The 15,682-nt window shown below is 62.1% G+C and carries 13 protein-coding genes and 1 pseudogene; 9 read left to right on the top strand and 5 right to left on the bottom strand.

Features of this window, described 5'->3' with window-relative positions:
* Positions 1-101 precede the first annotated feature (101 nt).
* The 3 genes and pseudogenes from KIH73_RS11170 to dnaA form a co-directional block, all read right to left on the bottom strand.
* Positions 102-254, bottom strand: a pseudogene (locus KIH73_RS11170) (AAA family ATPase); the annotation flags it as partial.
* Between the two features lie 110 nt (positions 255-364).
* Positions 365-1,489: a DNA polymerase III subunit beta gene (gene dnaN, locus KIH73_RS02245; protein WP_219080112.1), complete on the bottom strand. Its 1,125-nt coding sequence runs from the start codon at positions 1,487-1,489 to the stop codon at positions 365-367.
* A gap of 1,043 nt (positions 1,490-2,532) precedes the next feature.
* Positions 2,533-4,074, bottom strand: coding sequence for a chromosomal replication initiator protein DnaA (gene dnaA, locus KIH73_RS02240; protein ID WP_219080203.1), 1,542 nt, complete (start codon positions 4,072-4,074; stop codon positions 2,533-2,535).
* 326 nt (positions 4,075-4,400) lie between these two features.
* Here dnaA and rpmH point away from each other — a divergent pair, with 326 nt between their 5' ends.
* The 7 genes from rpmH to KIH73_RS02205 all read left to right on the top strand — a co-directional run bounded on the left by rpmH (position 4,401) and on the right by KIH73_RS02205 (position 9,560).
* Positions 4,401-4,535: a 50S ribosomal protein L34 gene (gene rpmH / locus KIH73_RS02235; protein ID WP_007054596.1), complete on the top strand. Its 135-nt coding sequence runs from the start codon at positions 4,401-4,403 to the stop codon at positions 4,533-4,535.
* A gap of 20 nt (positions 4,536-4,555) precedes the next feature.
* The gene (gene rnpA / locus KIH73_RS02230) at positions 4,556-4,918 is read left to right on the top strand and encodes a ribonuclease P protein component (RefSeq protein WP_219080110.1); all 363 of its coding nucleotides are present in this window, start codon (positions 4,556-4,558) and stop codon (positions 4,916-4,918) included.
* 20 nt (positions 4,919-4,938) lie between these two features.
* Entirely contained in the window at positions 4,939-5,229 is a 291-nt protein-coding gene (yidD, locus tag KIH73_RS02225; protein WP_219080201.1) for a membrane protein insertion efficiency factor YidD, read from the top strand.
* Between the two features lie 2 nt (positions 5,230-5,231).
* Complete coding sequence (gene yidC, locus KIH73_RS02220; protein ID WP_219080108.1) at positions 5,232-6,245, top strand: membrane protein insertase YidC; 1,014 nt, start codon at positions 5,232-5,234, stop codon at positions 6,243-6,245.
* Between the two features lie 125 nt (positions 6,246-6,370).
* Complete coding sequence (locus tag KIH73_RS02215; RefSeq protein ID WP_219080106.1) at positions 6,371-6,898, top strand: Jag family protein; 528 nt, start codon at positions 6,371-6,373, stop codon at positions 6,896-6,898.
* Positions 6,899-7,723: 825 nt separating this feature from the next.
* Positions 7,724-8,536 (top strand): 16S rRNA (guanine(527)-N(7))-methyltransferase RsmG, encoded by an 813-nt coding sequence (locus KIH73_RS02210; protein ID WP_219080105.1) that lies wholly within the window; start codon positions 7,724-7,726, stop codon positions 8,534-8,536.
* A gap of 436 nt (positions 8,537-8,972) precedes the next feature.
* Positions 8,973-9,560, top strand: a complete 588-nt coding sequence (locus KIH73_RS02205; RefSeq protein WP_219080103.1) for a DUF1349 domain-containing protein — start codon at positions 8,973-8,975, stop codon at positions 9,558-9,560.
* Between the two features lie 1,998 nt (positions 9,561-11,558).
* Here KIH73_RS02205 and KIH73_RS02200 read toward each other — a convergent pair.
* The gene (locus tag KIH73_RS02200) at positions 11,559-11,792 is read right to left on the bottom strand and encodes a hypothetical protein (protein ID WP_219080100.1); all 234 of its coding nucleotides are present in this window, start codon (positions 11,790-11,792) and stop codon (positions 11,559-11,561) included.
* 113 nt (positions 11,793-11,905) lie between these two features.
* On the opposite strand from KIH73_RS02200, the gene KIH73_RS02195 reads away from it, so the two are divergent.
* Both KIH73_RS02195 and KIH73_RS02190 read left to right on the top strand, forming a co-directional pair.
* Positions 11,906-12,886 (top strand): ParA family protein, encoded by a 981-nt coding sequence (locus tag KIH73_RS02195; protein WP_219080098.1) that lies wholly within the window; start codon positions 11,906-11,908, stop codon positions 12,884-12,886.
* A 2-nt stretch (positions 12,887-12,888) separates the two neighbouring features.
* Positions 12,889-14,268, top strand: a complete 1,380-nt coding sequence (locus tag KIH73_RS02190) for a ParB/RepB/Spo0J family partition protein (protein WP_219080095.1) — start codon at positions 12,889-12,891, stop codon at positions 14,266-14,268.
* Between the two features lie 213 nt (positions 14,269-14,481).
* Here the strand turns inward: KIH73_RS02190 and trxB are convergent, their stop codons facing one another.
* Entirely contained in the window at positions 14,482-15,420 is a 939-nt protein-coding gene (gene trxB / locus KIH73_RS02185; RefSeq protein ID WP_219080092.1) for a thioredoxin-disulfide reductase, read from the bottom strand.
* Positions 15,421-15,682 lie beyond the last annotated feature (262 nt).

The raw sequence follows: 15,682 nt of genomic DNA, 5'->3' as shown, positions 1-15,682 counted from the left end.
ACGCCGTACATGCCGTCGTCCGGGTCGGCGGCGACGTTGACGCGGATGACGGCGGACGTCTCGCCGCGTTCGATCAGCGGCAGCGAGCCGGTCGCCCGGTGGCTGCCGCCCGTGGCGATGAACTCCACCGCCTCGACGATGTTGGTCTTGCCCAGGCCGTTGGCCCCCTGCAGGATGTTCACGCCCGGCTCGAAGTCCACGACGCACTGCTCCCACGAGCGGAAGTGGTCCAGAGCCAGACGGGTGATGTGCACGATGACCTCGGCATCCTCGGAATCGGCGCGGCGGTCGGGGACCGGCCGCGATATGCGTGTGGGGTATATAGGGGCGGGCGGACGGTCCGGTCCGGCCGCCCGGCGGGGCGTCAGCTGTTGAAGCGCATCGGCACGAGCAGGTAGCGGTAGTCCATCGACTCGTCGGAGTCCGCCTCCTGCTGGCCGTTGAACTCGACCGGCTTGACCGGCGTGGTCATCTTCATGCGCACGTACGGCTCGGTGATCGCGCTCAGGCCCTCGATGAGGTACGACGGGTTGAACGCGACGGTGATGTCGTCGCCGTCCATGTCGATGTCCAGCGTCTCGGTGGCCTGCGCCTCGTCCATCGCGCCGGCGGACAGCGTCAGCTCCTGGCCCTCGAAGACCATGCGGATCGGGGCGTTGCGCTCGGCGACCAGCGCGACGCGCTTGATGGCGCCGATCAGCGCCTGCTTGTCGATGACGGCCTGGATCGGGTACTCGTCGGCGAACAGGCGGTCGACCGCCGGGAACTCGCCGTCGATGATCTGCGACGTGGAGACGCGGCCGGCGTTCTCGAAGCCGAGCAGCGCGGGGTTCTCGGTGTCGAAGTCCAGGCGCACGTTCTGGTGCTCGTCCAGCGAACGGGCGACGTCGCGCAGCAGCGAGCCGCGCACCAGCGTCGTCGTGTCGATGGCCGGGTCCTGCGGGGTCCAGGAGAAGCTGGAGCGGGACAGACGGAAGCGGTCGGTCGCCGTCATCACCACTTTGTCCCCCTCGAACTGGATGCGCACGCCGGTGAGCACCGGGCGGTTCTCCTCGCGGGAGACCGCGACGCTGGCCTGCGAGACGGCCTGGACGAACGTGGGGGCGTCGACCTGGCCGATCTTCGCCGGGACGATGGGCAAATCGGGGTACTCGGCCTCCGGCATCAGCTGCATCGTGAACGTGGACTTGCCGGAGCTGATGGTCAGCGTCGAGCCGTCGGTGGACAGGTAGGTCTTCTCGGCGGGCAGCGACTTGGTGATGTCGGCGAGCAGCTTGCCCAGCACCAATGCGGTGCCGGACTCGTCGATCCCGGCCTCGATGTGGTGGCGGGCCGAGGTCTCGTAGTTGAAGGCGGAAAGCTGAAGCGTGCCGTCGATCGCCTCGAGCTGGATGCCGGCGAGGATGGGGTTGGCGGGACGGGCGTCGATGACGCGGGTGGTCCAGGAGACTGCATCGGCCAATGCCGCGGAATCAATTTCGACTTTCATGGGTGACCCTTCGTTGTGTTCGGTACTTCAGGTCATTCTAGCCGGACGCGGGCTTCCCCGGTTTCCGCCAAGCGGTCGGCGCGGTTATCGCGACGGCTATGATACGTAAGCACATCAGATAGTCGTCGTAATAAGTCCTGTGGATAGTGTGGATAACTCCCGCGAGCCGTTGCGCGCGAACGATTGTGGACAACTCGATGATTGTGGATAACTTTCGCACAACGTGTGGATAACCGCCCGACTTATCCACCGGTGCTCGAAGCCTTTGAAATTGTTCACAATCCGGGGCGAGTAATCCACGATGCATCCACAGCGAAAACCGGGGTAATCCACGACTTACTCACCGAGTTTACCCACATTTGTGCACAACTATGTGGATAACTCGGGGTCGAAAAAAGTTCCCCATCGGAGTGTCGCGGCGTCCGGTTCGACGGATCGGACGCGCTTCGATGTGCCTGCGACCGTTACGTCGCATCGCGGCGCCCGCTTGTCTCCGTGGTGCCGAGGGGCGACGTCGCCGTGGGCGTCCGATATGCATGGCGTGCATAAGTCGCATCGAACGGGGCTGGTCGGCGGGCTGCATGGGCGGTTGACGGACCGGGGTCGGGTCGTCCGCCCCCGGCCGCGGAGCCGCTTGGGTCGGGCGCGGTTCCGTTTGGATTGATCGCGGAGCCATCCGAATCGGTCGCGGAATCGCTTGAACCGGTCGTCGAAGCGTTCGGATCCTGTGAGCGGTCGCCCGGATTCTGTGAGCGGTCGCCCGGATCCGGTGAGGGCCGCCCAGGCCGGCCGCAGGGCCGCCCCGGATCCGGTGCGGGCGTATCCGAATCGGCCATGAAGCCGTCTTCGGCGGTCGCGGGGCGCGTCGAGGCAGGTGCGTGGCGTCTCGTGCCGGCCCGCCAAGGCCGTTGCGAAAGTCTTCCGATGCGCGGCGAATCTCCGGGCATATCCGCCCCGAAGGGCCGCCCGCCGGGATCGTCCGCATGTCGGACCGGGTCATGGACGCGCCGCCGGCCGCACGCCGATGGCGGGGCATGGCGTGCTCAGTCCGTGGACCGCTGCTTGAGACGGACGGTCAGCTCCATCACGTAGTTGTAGATCTCCTGCTTCTCGCGCATCTCGTCGCTGATGCGGGTGTAGGCGTGCATCACCGTGGTGTGGTCGCGGCCGCCGAACACCTCGCCGATGTCCATCAGGCTCATGCTGGTCATCTCGCGCGCGAGGTACATCGCGATCTGCCGGGCCAGCGCGACGTTCTTGGTGCGGCTGCGCCCGGTGATGTCGTCGAAGGTCAGGTGGAAGTACTTCGCCACCTGGCCGATGATGTCGGTCGGCTTGATCTCGACGTCGGTGGTGAAGAAGTCCTGCAGCGTCTGCTCGGCCAGCGACCGCGTGACCGGCTGGTTGCTCAGCGAGGCCACGGCGGTGACGCGGGTGAGGGCGCCTTCGAGCTCGCGGATGTTCTCGGTGAAGCGTTCGGCGATCAGGTCGAGGACGTCGTTGGGGACGTTGGAGCCGTTCATCTCGGACATCATGCGCAGGATTGCGATGCGGGTCTCGAGGTCCGGCGGCTTGACGTCGACGGTCAGGCCGGCGTCGAAGCGGCTGATGAGCCTGGCCTCGAAGCCCTTGAGGTTCTTGGGCGCGACGTCGCTGGCGATGACGATGCGCTTGTTGGCCTGGTAGAGGCTGTTGAAGGTGTGGAAGAACTGCTCGAGGGTGGCCTCCTTGCCGCCGAGGAACTGGATGTCGTCGATGAGCAGGACGTCGACCTCGCGGTAGCGGCGGTTGAACTCGGCGATCTGGCCCTGGGACTGGTTGGGGTTCTGGAGGGCCTCGATGAACTCGTTGGTGAATTCCTCGGAGGTGACGTAGCGGACCTTGAGCGTGGGGTCCTTGACGAGCGCGTAGTTGCCGATGGCGTTGAGCAGGTGGGTCTTGCCCAGCCCGCTGCCGCCGTAGATGCACAGGGGGTTGAAGTCGCGGCCCGAGCCCTCGGCGACCGCGAGGGCGACGGTGCGGGCGAACCGGTTGGAGTCGCCGGGCACGAAGGTGTCGAAGGTCGCGTTCTTGTTCAGGTGCGTCTCCGGGTCCAGCGACGGCTTGTGCTGGCCGCCGTGGAAGGACGTGGGCGGCATCGCCGCCGGGATGGGCAGCTGGCCCTGGATGGAGACCGGCGAGGGCTGCGGCGGCACGTAGGATTCCTGCGCGAGGTCGGCGATGGTCGGCGCGGTTCGCGCGTCGGCGCGTTCGCGTTCGGCGCGGCGGTGGCGGCGCGACGGCGTCTCCTGCCGCGGCTCGTCCTTGGCCGGGGGCACGACCTTGAACGCCGGGAACATCTCCTGCCCGGCGACCAGGCTGAGCGCCGACAGCAGCGGCTCGTTCAGGTCGTGCTGCAGCGCCTGCTGCGCCGAGGTGTTGGTCACGCACAGCACGATGGTCGAACCGAACACCGCCTCCGGGACCACGCCCTCGAGCCAGCCCTTCTCCCGGGCCGTCAGCGAGGAGTTGCGCTTCAGCAGCGACAACGCGTCGGCCCAGATGGCGGCGGCCTCCGCTGCAGGGTCAAGCGGCCTATCAGACATCATGACCCCTTTCCTCCGGTCTCGTGTGTGCCGACAGACAAATTAACGGACAGTAAATATTTACTCCGATTTTCGAAAGTTATCCACAGGCTTGCGTGTTGAAAAGACTGGGATGTGAATAACATCCGTGTAGTTTGTGGATAACTTTCCGCCTCTGCGCGGCAGTATTTCAACGTTTTTGCGTCGCGCGGCCCAAACCGGGGCATCTCGCGGAACGGAAGAAAATGCCCGGCGTTTTGACTTGGGGGAGGGGTGAGAGTACGTTAGTAGAGCTTGACTCATGAGGAGCCGTGCCTTTGCATGGCTAAAAACCGGGAGCATTGACTATGAAGAGGACATTCCAGCCGAACAACCGCCGTCGCCACATGAAGCACGGCTTCCGCCTGCGCATGCGCACCCGCTCTGGCCGCGCCGTGATCAACCGTCGCCGCGCCAAGGGCCGCAAGTCCCTCTCCGCCTGAACCCTTTTCGGCGTGGGACATTGTTGCGACTGAGAAGCCATCGCGATTTCGTCGCGGTGCTCAAGGGTCGCCGCAGGGTCACAAGTACCGACATCGTCGCGCACTATCTGGTACGCGACGATGCCTCGGACGACAGCGCTGCGACGGTGCCGGCGAGACGCCTGGGGCTTGCGGTATCGAAAGCGGTGGGCAACGCCGTGACGCGCAATACCGTGAAACGGCGTTTTCGCGTACTTGCCTGCAGGTACGAGGACCGTCTGCCCGCGCATTGCGACATCGTATTGCGGGCCAAGCCGAGTGCCTCCCATGCGGCGTTCTCGTCGCTTGACGAGCAGACCTCGAAGCTGTTCGACGCCATCGCGCGGAAGACGGGCCGGGGATGACCGGCAAGGTGGGCTCCGCGATGGTTCGCGGCGTGCGTTGGTACCAGCGGCATATCTCCGCGAACACGCCGCCGTGCTGCAAGTACTACCCCTCCTGTTCGAACTACGCCATTCAGGCGGTGGAACGGTACGGGGCGTTCCGCGGCGGGCTGCTCGCCGTGCTGCGTTTGCTGCGATGCCGGCCGTGGAGCCGGGGCGGGATCGATGACGTGCCGCAGCGCTATTCCCTGTTCTACAGATTTTCCTGGTCGAAGGCTCACGAGGAGCCGCGACTGACCCCATTGGCCTCGGACACTAAGGAGACGGCCTGACGATGAATACCTCCGGAGAATTCCTGCTTGACACCAGCTTCTTCGGCTGGCTGTACAAGATCCTCACCCCGATCGAATGGCTGATGACGCAGGTGATGAACCTGTTCCACGAGTTCCTCAAGCTGCTGGGCATGTCCCCGGTCGGCTTCTCGTGGGTGCTGTCGATCGTGTTCCTGGTGCTGGTCGTGCACGCATGCATCTTCCCGCTGTATTACCGGCAGATGAAGTCGATGCGCAAGATGCAGGCGCTGCAGCCCAAGATGCAGCACATCCAGAACAAGTACAAGGGCAAGACCGACCAGGCCAGCAAGGAAGCGCTGAGCCGCGAGATGATGAAGCTGTACCAGGACAACGACGCGAACCCCGCCGGATCGTGCCTGCCGATGCTGGTCCAGGGCCCGGTGTTCATGTGCATGTTCTACGTGCTCTCCGCCATCCCGTACATCGCCGACGGCAAACGCGCCGCGCTGGGCGCGTTCGACCAGGCGACGGCGGCCGAGTTCTCGCAGACCGAGGTCTTCGGCGTCAGCGTTACCAACAACTTCACGACCGCGGACACCGGCGGCAAGATCGTCATCGGCATCTTCGTGGCGCTGATGTGCGCCTGCATGTGGTTCATGCAGTTCAACAGCATGAAGCGCAACATGAACCAGGCCTCCATGGTCGGTCAGGCCGCGATGATGCAGAAGATGATGCTGTGGGTCTTCCCGATCATGTACATCTTCTCCGGCATCGCGATGCCGTTCGCCGTGCTCGTGTACTGGCTGACCAACAACATCTGCAACCTCGGCCGCTCGATGTGGCAGATCTACAACTTCCCGACCCCGGGCTCCCCGGCGGCCGCGCGCAAGGAGATCCGCGACCACAACCACGAGAACGCCCGCCGCGCCCGGGCGGGCCTGCCCTCGCTCGAGGAGGAGGCCCTGCAGAAGGCGAAGGAGGAGGCCGAACGCCGCGAGACGCAGGGCTACCAGCGTCAGCAGCCGCAGCGGAAGAACCGCAAGAAGAAAAAATAGCCGTCACTGCGTCCCCATTGCCGCGACCGTCGGATGGGGACGCACGTGTTCCCGGGTCCTGTGCGCCGAGGCGGGACGCCGGGCTTAGACTGTAAACCAGACCCTCGCGTATAAGGAGTAGTGAAATGGCGCAGGATGACATGAAGACGATCGACCAGCTCAACGACGAGGCTGACATCGCGGCGGACTACCTCGAGGGCCTGCTCGATATCGCCGACTATGAGGGCGACATCGAACTGGGCGTTCGCAACAACCGGCCGATGGTGCAGATCGTCGCCGACGACGACACCGACATCAAGCATCTGATCGGCCGCAACGGCGAGGTCGTCGACGCGCTGCAGCAGCTGACCCGTCTTGCCGTGCAGCAGAAGACTGGCGAGCGGTCGCACCTGATCCTGGATGTCGACGGGTTCCTCAAGCGCAAGCGCCAGCATCTGCGCGACATCGCGCTGGACGCGATCGACGAGGTGCGCGAGACGGGCGAGCCCGTGAGCCTCAAGCCGATGAACTCCTTCGAGCGCAAGGTCGTGCACGACGTGGTCCGTGACGAGGGGCTGCGCTCCCGCTCCCACGGCGAGGAGCCGCACCGCTGCGTGACGGTGTACCTCAAGGCGTCGGCGACCGAGGAGGACGACGAGGAGTACGAGGACTGACGGACGGTTCGGTTGCCGGTTTAGCCGTTGGCTTGGTCGTCGATTCGGCCGCCGGTTCTTCCGCGGGTGCCGGCTTTCGATCAGCCGTCGTTCGGCCGACTGCTTGGCCGCTGCTTGGCCGCTGGTTCGACTGACTGCCGTGTAGTCCGATTGCTGATTCGTCTGATTGCCGTTTGACTCGGTTGCCGGTTTCTCAATCGTCGGTTCGGTCCGTCGTCATCCGGTTCGGATGCCGGTCGCTTGGGCGCTGGTTCGGCCCGCCCCCGTTCGGTCGCCGGTTCTCCATGTGTCGGTTCGGTACGGCGGTGTGGTCCGGGGTCCTTGGTGGCCTGTTCGGCCATCGTCGATTTGGATCGGTCATCGGTTCGATTCGGCCGTCGGTTTGGTTGCCGGTTCGGTCGCGGATGCTCGGAATGATTGTGGATTCCCGGTCCGGACATCGACTTGATTCGATGACGCCTTCGGTGCCGGGGAGGTTGGGTTGGCCGTCGGACCGGTTGGATCGGCGTTTGCCGCGGCGCCGGTCGGACCTGGCCGCCGGTCCGATGCCGCCGGTCCGGTTCGCGGGGCGCGGTTGGTGGATGGTTGATGCCGTGCGCGGGTGACCGCCATCGTCGGGCAAGGCACTCAAGTCGGCTTCGGACGATGGGCGGTGTCGCAATCATCCGGTGCGATGAGTGACGGCGCGTGACGTACGGCGCCGGCTTGGGGCGCTGGTCGCAACAGTGGATGTACGCAACGAAGTTGTCTCAGTATGTGAGACGACGCTATGATAAGGTTATATGGCAATAACGCCGATGTGCGGCGGTGAGGGAAGGAAACGGCATGGTGGATGACATCGTGATGGATGAGCTTGACGGTTCGCCGGTGCTGGAAGCCGTGCTCGGCGACGCATTGCCGGCGTTGAAGAAGTTTCACGTGAAACTTCGGCAGGAGGGGGAGCCTCGCGGCATCATCGGTCCGCGTGATACGAACATTCTCTGGGAGCGCCATATTCTGAATTCCGCGGCCATCGTGCCTTTTGTTCGTGAGGCGACCGCGCGTGTCGGCGGCAAGGCGACGGTGGCCGACATCGGCAGCGGTGGTGGTTTCCCGGGAATCGTGGCGGCGGCCTGCCTGCCGGACCATGCATTCACGCTGATCGAGCCGATGGAGCGTCGTGTGGAATGGCTGAACGAGTGCATCGACCTGATGGGGCTCGGCAATGTCCGCATCATTCGCGCGCGGGCCGAGGAGGCGATTGCGGCGATGAACCCGAGGAAGAACTCGCGGAATCGTCGCGGACGGGATCTGCCGCGTGGCGCGCGCGGATCTCAGGAACGTGATGATCGGGCATCGGATGATGCGTCTATGGAATTGAGTCACGTCGTTCCGGTCGAAGCGCTGCGGCATGAGTCGCCATTCGCCGTGGTGACGTGCCGCGCGGTGGCTCCGATGACCAAGCTCTCCGGCTGGACGATGCCGCTGGTGCGTTCGCGCGGACGGTTGGTCGCGTTGAAGGGTCGGTCGGCTCAGGCTGAAATCGACAAGGCCGCCAAGGAGATCGCCAAGGTCGGGGGAGTGAACCCCCGCGTCTGTGATGCCGCGGTCGGTCCGGGGCTTGAATCCACGCATGTGGTCGTCGTTGACAAGCGATAGGTCCGGCGGCGGTCGGTTCGACGCCGTCGGGTACGTCCGATGACGGTCCCGATGTCCATGATTCGTCTTGACGGCTCGCCATACGGATATGGAGTGATGAACCGACCGCGGGCCGATGCCGTTGCGTCGGCTGAGGCGTCGCCTCGCATACCGTCCGAGGCTGTTTCCTTGTGTATTTCGGATACCGCACTTTGCCGATGATTGGCGTCGTGCCGGTTGCTGCAGGAGCACGTCGGTTCTATGGACGGTCGTTGGTATGCGCCGATCGGATGTCTACGACATGGTGTCCGCGCAATCATTGACGCCGCGTTGCCTCGCCGGGGCACGTGTATACGAGACCAAAGGTGCGTATGATTATGCGTACGGCGCCTTCATTGCCGAAGGGGCTGATTGCTATGTGCGGGCGATCCCCTGAATGAGAGGAGATTGATTCATCATGGAATTCAAGTGGTTGAACGAAAGCTCGGTCCAGCAGACGGCGGATAGGATCGAGATCATGGCTCCGGCCCAGACCGATTTCTTCTGCGGCAGTGCCGATGATTGCCAGGAGGGGATTCTTCCCGAATCGTTGTGCAACGCTCCCTATTACTATACGGAAGTGGAAGGGGATTTTGTTCTTAAAGTGAAGGTCTCCCATGACTTCCGCGACACCTACGATTCAGCTTCGGTCATGGTCATGAAAGATCAGAGCTGTTGGGCGAAATGCTGTTTCGAACTTACCGACTTCGGTACGCATGCCGCGGTAAGCGTGGTGACGAAAGGGGATTCCGACGACGCCAACGGGTGCAATCTGGAGGGCAACACCGCGTGGTTGCAAGTTTGCCGGGTCGGCAATGACTTCGGATTCCACTATTCCGTAGATGGAGTCCATTTCTATATGATGCGCTATTTCCATCTTCCCGTGGATCCCGTGGTCAAGGTGGGGCTGTTGGCGCAAGCCCCGGTGGGTAATGGCGGCGTCCGGGTGTATGAGAATCTCAGCATCGAGCGACGAACCGTGAAGAACATCCGGGCAGGCCAATGACGGGATGGGATTTATGATTCCGTCGGCATCGGTGATGCGACGGTATGGACGTTTTCGGATATCGCCGATGCCATGCCCTTCTGCAATGATCGTTCGGAATGCCTGTGGAACGGTGCCGGTGTGATTCACTGATGCTGATGCCGTGCCGGTTCGGCTTGGCCGCGGATCGACTCGGGCGGGTAATTGGTTCCATGAGTGGAGACGATTACCCGCCCGAGTCGATTGATTATCGACGTCGTTGATGTTGTCGCTACCGCGCAAAGAACATCGGCGAAACGATTCGTTCGTGACGATGCTCCGCAAACCAGGGGGACGGTGGCGTACGTATGGGTATGACAAGGCGGAGCATCGGCTCTGGTCGGAATGGATGTGGCGGCGTACATGTGGAGAGGTGCGGTCGGTTGACCACTCGATCAATCCCTGCTTCAGTGGAGGATTGCGCTGTCTTTCCGGAGCGCGGTAATACGGTGTGGTTTGGCGCGTCGTGGTATGCGGATGCGAGTGGAGTGCGTGATACGGTTTCACGTGAAACATCGATACGACGAAGGCCGACGTCGATTTTGATAATTGGTTCGATGAGTGATGTCGGACGTCGTGCGACTGCGGCTTGATGCGCGGGGAATGGATACCTGGCCGCCGGAGGCGCGCCCCTCGGACTGATTGCGGTTTGATGCGCGGGGAGTGGAACTCGTGGGCGTGGATCTTTGATGTATTGCCTTGGAATGCTCATGATGTCGGCAATCGCAGTGTGCCTTGGCGACGTCGGCCGGTGTGATTATCGCGCGGGTATGGAAAGAGTCATGTGCGCATGGATGATGTTGTTGAACAAACAAGGGATACTGAGGGAACGAGTGGAAGCCACGTATTCGTGGATGATGTTTCACGTGAAACTTGATGTTTGGCACGGGGGATGTCGATCCATGTTGCAGGGCATTACGGGAATCGGATAACGATGATCGACATGTATTCTCGGCGCGCACCTCGAATCGGCTTGCCGATGGTCCAAGCGGATTGCCGGTTATCCGTGCCATAGGTCTTGCCTCCATGCTCCGTGTTTTCAGATTGACGTTCTCGGTCATCGCTTGCGGGAGATGATGGTTGACGTCATTGCATCGCAAGTAGTCGCTTATAGCGGCATCAATACCACCGTGGCTCCTGCTTGGTGAAGGATGTTTCCAATGACGTGTTGGTGGTCCATCGGATATCCCGATATCATCATCGCCATCGGAGTTCGTCGCATTGTGGCAAGGAGCCGTGGTGTTGCCTCATCCCATATTCGATGGTTCATCGATGCTTTTGATGCGTGACTACAGAACGATGTCGATTTACCGGTTATGGTGATGGGCGACTCCCGCTGTGGCGCGAATCCACACGCGTCGGAATGGTTGCGGGGATCAATGCCGAGATTGCATGGCGTGGTCAGACATACATCGATGGGTGAGATGGGTGATTGCAGTCTGATTGAAGGGGATGAACCATACGCTTTGATGAATGATGAGCCTGGGCTGCATGGCATCTTGACGGACAACTAGGGTGCGGCTGTTCCAATGTCTTCCGTGCCGATGCCGGAAACGGACATGAACGTGAAACGGAATCATCGGGATGATGATCGAACGGGAAGCCTCTGACGCCATGGCATCATCGTCGATGCCGTATCGGCAGGAAAGAAGAAGTGTGAGTGATCGCGGCGGCGTGACGATGTGGCTATCTCCGATCCAAGACGGACCCCGTCGACGATGTCGGCGTGGTGTTCGGGACGGGTCGTGGATTGCGGCTATGTGGTATGCATGGCGGTTCATACACCGGGGTGTTTCCGGTTGCGCGTATCCATATGGGGTGTGCGGTCATTCCCGTATCGGCCCCGGGCGCTTCCATAGCAATCGGGCGACGGATGCCAAGCATGGCCGATGTGTGTCGTCGCATCCGGATCGCTATTGAGGATTGAGGTATGGAGACGAGCGGTGCGTGACGGCGTCGGGGCATGACTGTGCCCGGCGGCTATCGACGGCGCGGCGACCGCCCGTTCGGATCGATCGCGTCGATTGCGGACCCGCCGATACGGGGATGGGGTGGCGGTTCTTCCGGGCGAATGGATGAGCCGTAGGGCAAGTAATGCACATAGTTGTCCACAATCGATGTGGATAATTGTGGATAATATTTGGGGTTTTCAAAAGGTTGATATTGCAACGGTTTTTCGGTGGATAACTCGGGTAAATCCACAAAGTTGTCCACATGTTATCCACAGTTGTTAACAGTTGTGCACAGTGACATGATTGGGGTGAATCTTGTCCATGCGGATGGTGAGACTGGACTATGTTGTCGACCATAGGAGGAAGTAGTTGTTCATGGCGGAACAAACCAGTAGTAGCGCGGACAGGCCCATTGAATCCGCCGAGGACACCATTCGCCGAATTTTCGGGGGATCGAACTCCTCGTTGGGGGCGGAGATGGCCAACGTCTCCACGCGATATCGACGCGTTCATGAAACGACATTCCCGAAGCCGTCGCGGACCCGACTGATAGCCGTGGCGAATCAGAAGGGGGGTGTGGGGAAGACCACGACCGCGGTGAATGTGTCCGCTGCATTGGCTCAATCGGGGGCGAACGTACTGGTCATCGACATGGACCCCCAGGGCAATGCCTCGACGGCGTTGGGCATTCCTCATGCGTCCGGCGAACCCTCCGTGTATGACGTGCTGGAAGGCCGACTCGGCATCCAGGAGGTCAAGCGTCAGTGCCCGGACTTCCCAAGCCTTGAAGTGGTGCCGGCATCCATCGATCTGAGCGGCGCCGAACTCGAGATCGCCGATATGCCGAACAGGAACAACCTGCTGAAGGTGGCGCTCAACAACTATCTGGCGTCGAGCGACAAGCACTATGACTATGTCATCATCGATTGTCCGCCCAGCCTGGGCCTGCTGGTCATCAACGCGATGTGCGCGGTGACGGAGATGATGATTCCGATTCAGGCCGAGTACTATGCGCTGGAAGGTCTGGGTCAGCTGATCAACACCATCGGACTGATTCAGCAGAACTTCAACTCCGATCTGATCGTGTCGACGATGCTGGTCACGATGTTCGACAAGCGGACGCTGCTGAGCCGTGAGGTCTACGAGGAAGTGAAGAACCACTATCCGAACATCGTGCTTGACGCCACCATTCCGCGAACCGTCAAAATTTCCGAAGCGCCGAGCTTCGGGCGTAGTGTTATTGCATACGATCCGCACGGCATGGGAGCGGTGTCCTACGCGGAGGCCGCCTTGGAGATCGCGCAGCGGTCGGAAGCGATTCTGCATATCATTGACGATAGAAAGCATGAGGGCTGATTATGGCAACGAAGTCACGACTCGGAAAAGGTCTTGGAGCACTGTTCCCTGCGTTGCCGGGCGATCCGGCCGAGCAGGAGACCGAGCAGCCCGCGCTTGATGCCGCTGCGGACAAGGCGTCCGCCAAGCAGTCCTCGGCGGCGACGCGCACGCAGGGGAGCGGGGCGACCCATGCCGCCAAGGCAAGCGATACGTCGAAGCGACATCAGTCCAAGACGACCGTCGATACCGTCAATACGGATGCCCAGCAAGGCGACAATGCAGCCGAGCATCATGCCGCTACCGCGGAGTCATCCAACGGTACTCATGTTTCACGTGAAACCAAGAGTAAATCGTCCCGTCGCGCGGCCATGCCGGCACTGAGCGAAATCGCCCATCCCAGTGATTTGTTCTTCGGCACCACTATGGCGGTGCCGGCTGCGGAGCCGGTGCAGCCGGCCGAGTCGGATACCCGGCATGATCAGTCGACTGTTTCACGTGAAACAGTGGAGCCACAGTCGGATGAGCTGAAACCGGTCGCCGGTGGGTATCTGGTTGAGCTCAAGCTTGATCAGATCGGGCCGAATCTGCATCAGCCGCGTACGATTTTCGACGAGGATGAGCTGCGTGAGCTGTCCGACTCGATTCGCGAGGTCGGTGTACTGCAGCCGATTGTGGTGCGCAAGCGTCCTGCGAATCAGTCCGCGGGGGAGCCGTCCGACGAGGCGGCGAAGGCGAGTGAGTATGAGCTGATTATGGGTGAACGTCGTTGGCGTGCATCCAGGCTGGCTGGGATGGAGACGATTCCGGCCATCGTGAAAACCACCGCCGATGACGATATGCTGCGCGACGCGTTGCTGGAGAATCTGCATCGCGTGGCACTCAACCCCTTGGAAGAAGCTGCCGCGTATCAGCAGATGATCGAGGAATTCGGACTGACGCAGGCTGAGCTTTCCCGCTCGGTGTCCAAGTCCCGTCCGCAGATCGCCAATACGCTGCGTCTGCTGAACCTCCCCGCCGGCGTGCAGAAGAAGGTGGCTTCGGGAGTGCTGTCCGCCGGACATGCGCGCGCGTTGCTTGGTCTGTCGTCCGAAGAGGATATGGAGAAGCTGGCCAATCGCATCATCGCCGAGGGGCTCTCGGTGCGCAGCACCGAGGAAATCGTCGCGATGCAGGCCAACGAAGGGGAGAAGCAGAAGAAGGCTCGTGCCAAGACTTCAAACCCGTGGAGCGGTTCGCCGATTCAGCAGAATCTTGAGAATCGATTCGACACCAAGGTCTCGATCAAGGGCACGCCGAAGCACGGGCGCATCGAAATCGTCTTCTCGTCGCCCGAAGACATGGATCGCATTCTGGGGCTGTTGATGCCGGACACCCCGAGCGATTCGTCGCAGTGGGTGTGAGATTATCGCGCTGGTCGCTCTGCGATGGGTGACCGGGGTGATGTTCCACGTGAAACATATGACGGGGGCGGCCACCGATATATGGTGGCCGCCCCCGTCACGTCATGGATGAGGTCGTTCGTCGGTGGCCGGCGGATATGCGTCACACCTGTGGCGGCGCATAGCGCGCCGCAGTCATCGTTAATGGCGCGATACAAGTGCCGGCCCGTTGCGTTACGACCGCTTCGTCAGATACTCCTGCGCGTCGAGCGCGGCGCGGCAGCCCATGCCGGCGGCCGAAATCGCCTGACGGTACTGTCGGTCGACCACATCACCGGCCGCGAACACACCGGGCGTCGACGTACGTGTCGACGCGCCGTCGACGATGATGTAGCCATCCTCATCGAGCTCGACGGCGGAGCCGAGGAACGCGGTCGCCGGCGTATGCCCGATGGCGACGAAGATGCCGTTAGCGGGAATCTCGCTGGTTTCGCCGGTGCGTACATTGCGCACGACCACGGACTCGGCGCCGTTGTCCGAAGAGCCATTGACCCGCTCCACCACGGAATCCAGCATGAACTGAATCTTGTCGTTGGCCTGGGCGCGTTCGACCATGATCTTCGACGCGCGGAACTCGCTGCGCCGATGAATCAGCGTGACCGACGAGCCGAACCGCGTCAGGAAGTTGGCCTCCTCGAACGCGCTGTCGCCGCCGCCGACCACCACGATCGGCTTGCCGCGGAAGAAGAACCCGTCGCAGGTCGCGCAGTACGAGACGCCGCGGCCGGAGAATTCCTCCTCGCCGGGGACGCCGAGCTTGCGCACCTGCGAGCCGGTGGTGATCACCACGGCGCGGGCCCGGAAGACGTCACCCTGATCGCAGGTGACGATCTTCTCGTCGCCCGACAGGTCGACGCTGACGACGTCGTCCCACACGAGCTCGGCGCCGAACTTCTCGGCCTGCCGCTGCATGGCGTCCATAAGATCCGGTCCCAGAATGCCGTCCGGGAACCCGGGGAAGTTCTCGACCTCGGTGGTGTTCACCAACTGGCCACCGGGGGTCAGGGCGCCCGCGATCACCAGCGGGCGATAGCCGGCACGCCCGAGGTAGATGGCCGCGGTGTATCCGGCGGGGCCCGAACCGATGATTATCACGTCACGCAAATCTGTCATGCACTACACAATAGCCAAATCCCGCGATGTCCGTGTTCGCTCAGAACAAGGAACGATGTCAGGCGTTCCCTGTTCTGCGGCTGCGGTGGTCGCACCGATCGAAGCCAGTCGGTAAATTACAGCCCACCGGGTAGGTCGCATCCAACTGGTGGGCTGCACCCCCCGCAACCCACCCGACCGGCCGCAAACCTGTCCGGCCAATATCGCAACCAGCCATCCCGGTCGAGATAACGGCAGCCCTAGGTAACTCACACGCGCATCG

The organism is Bifidobacterium phasiani, from assembly GCF_019331775.1.
Taxonomy (GTDB): domain Bacteria; phylum Actinomycetota; class Actinomycetes; order Actinomycetales; family Bifidobacteriaceae; genus Bifidobacterium; species Bifidobacterium phasiani.
This window is presented reverse-complemented; position numbering and strand designations above follow the sequence as displayed.

Bases quoted from the DNA above. Each gene is read 5' to 3' on its own strand.
- dnaN (WP_219080112.1), bottom strand. From the start codon at position 1,489: ATGAAAGTCGAAATTGATTCCGCGGCATTGGCCGATGCAGTCTCCTGG.
- dnaA (WP_219080203.1), bottom strand. From the start codon at position 4,074: ATGTCTGATAGGCCGCTTGACCCTGCAGCGGAGGCCGCCGCCATCTGG.
- rpmH (WP_007054596.1), top strand. From the start codon at position 4,401: ATGAAGAGGACATTCCAGCCGAACAACCGCCGTCGCCACATGAAGCAC.
- yidD (WP_219080201.1), top strand. From the start codon at position 4,939: ATGGTTCGCGGCGTGCGTTGGTACCAGCGGCATATCTCCGCGAACACG.
- yidC (WP_219080108.1), top strand. From the start codon at position 5,232: ATGAATACCTCCGGAGAATTCCTGCTTGACACCAGCTTCTTCGGCTGG.
- KIH73_RS02215 (WP_219080106.1), top strand. From the start codon at position 6,371: ATGGCGCAGGATGACATGAAGACGATCGACCAGCTCAACGACGAGGCT.
- KIH73_RS02210 (WP_219080105.1), top strand. From the start codon at position 7,724: ATGGTGGATGACATCGTGATGGATGAGCTTGACGGTTCGCCGGTGCTG.
- KIH73_RS02205 (WP_219080103.1), top strand. From the start codon at position 8,973: ATGGAATTCAAGTGGTTGAACGAAAGCTCGGTCCAGCAGACGGCGGAT.
- KIH73_RS02195 (WP_219080098.1), top strand. From the start codon at position 11,906: ATGGCGGAACAAACCAGTAGTAGCGCGGACAGGCCCATTGAATCCGCC.
- KIH73_RS02190 (WP_219080095.1), top strand. From the start codon at position 12,889: ATGGCAACGAAGTCACGACTCGGAAAAGGTCTTGGAGCACTGTTCCCT.
- trxB (WP_219080092.1), bottom strand. From the start codon at position 15,420: ATGACAGATTTGCGTGACGTGATAATCATCGGTTCGGGCCCCGCCGGA.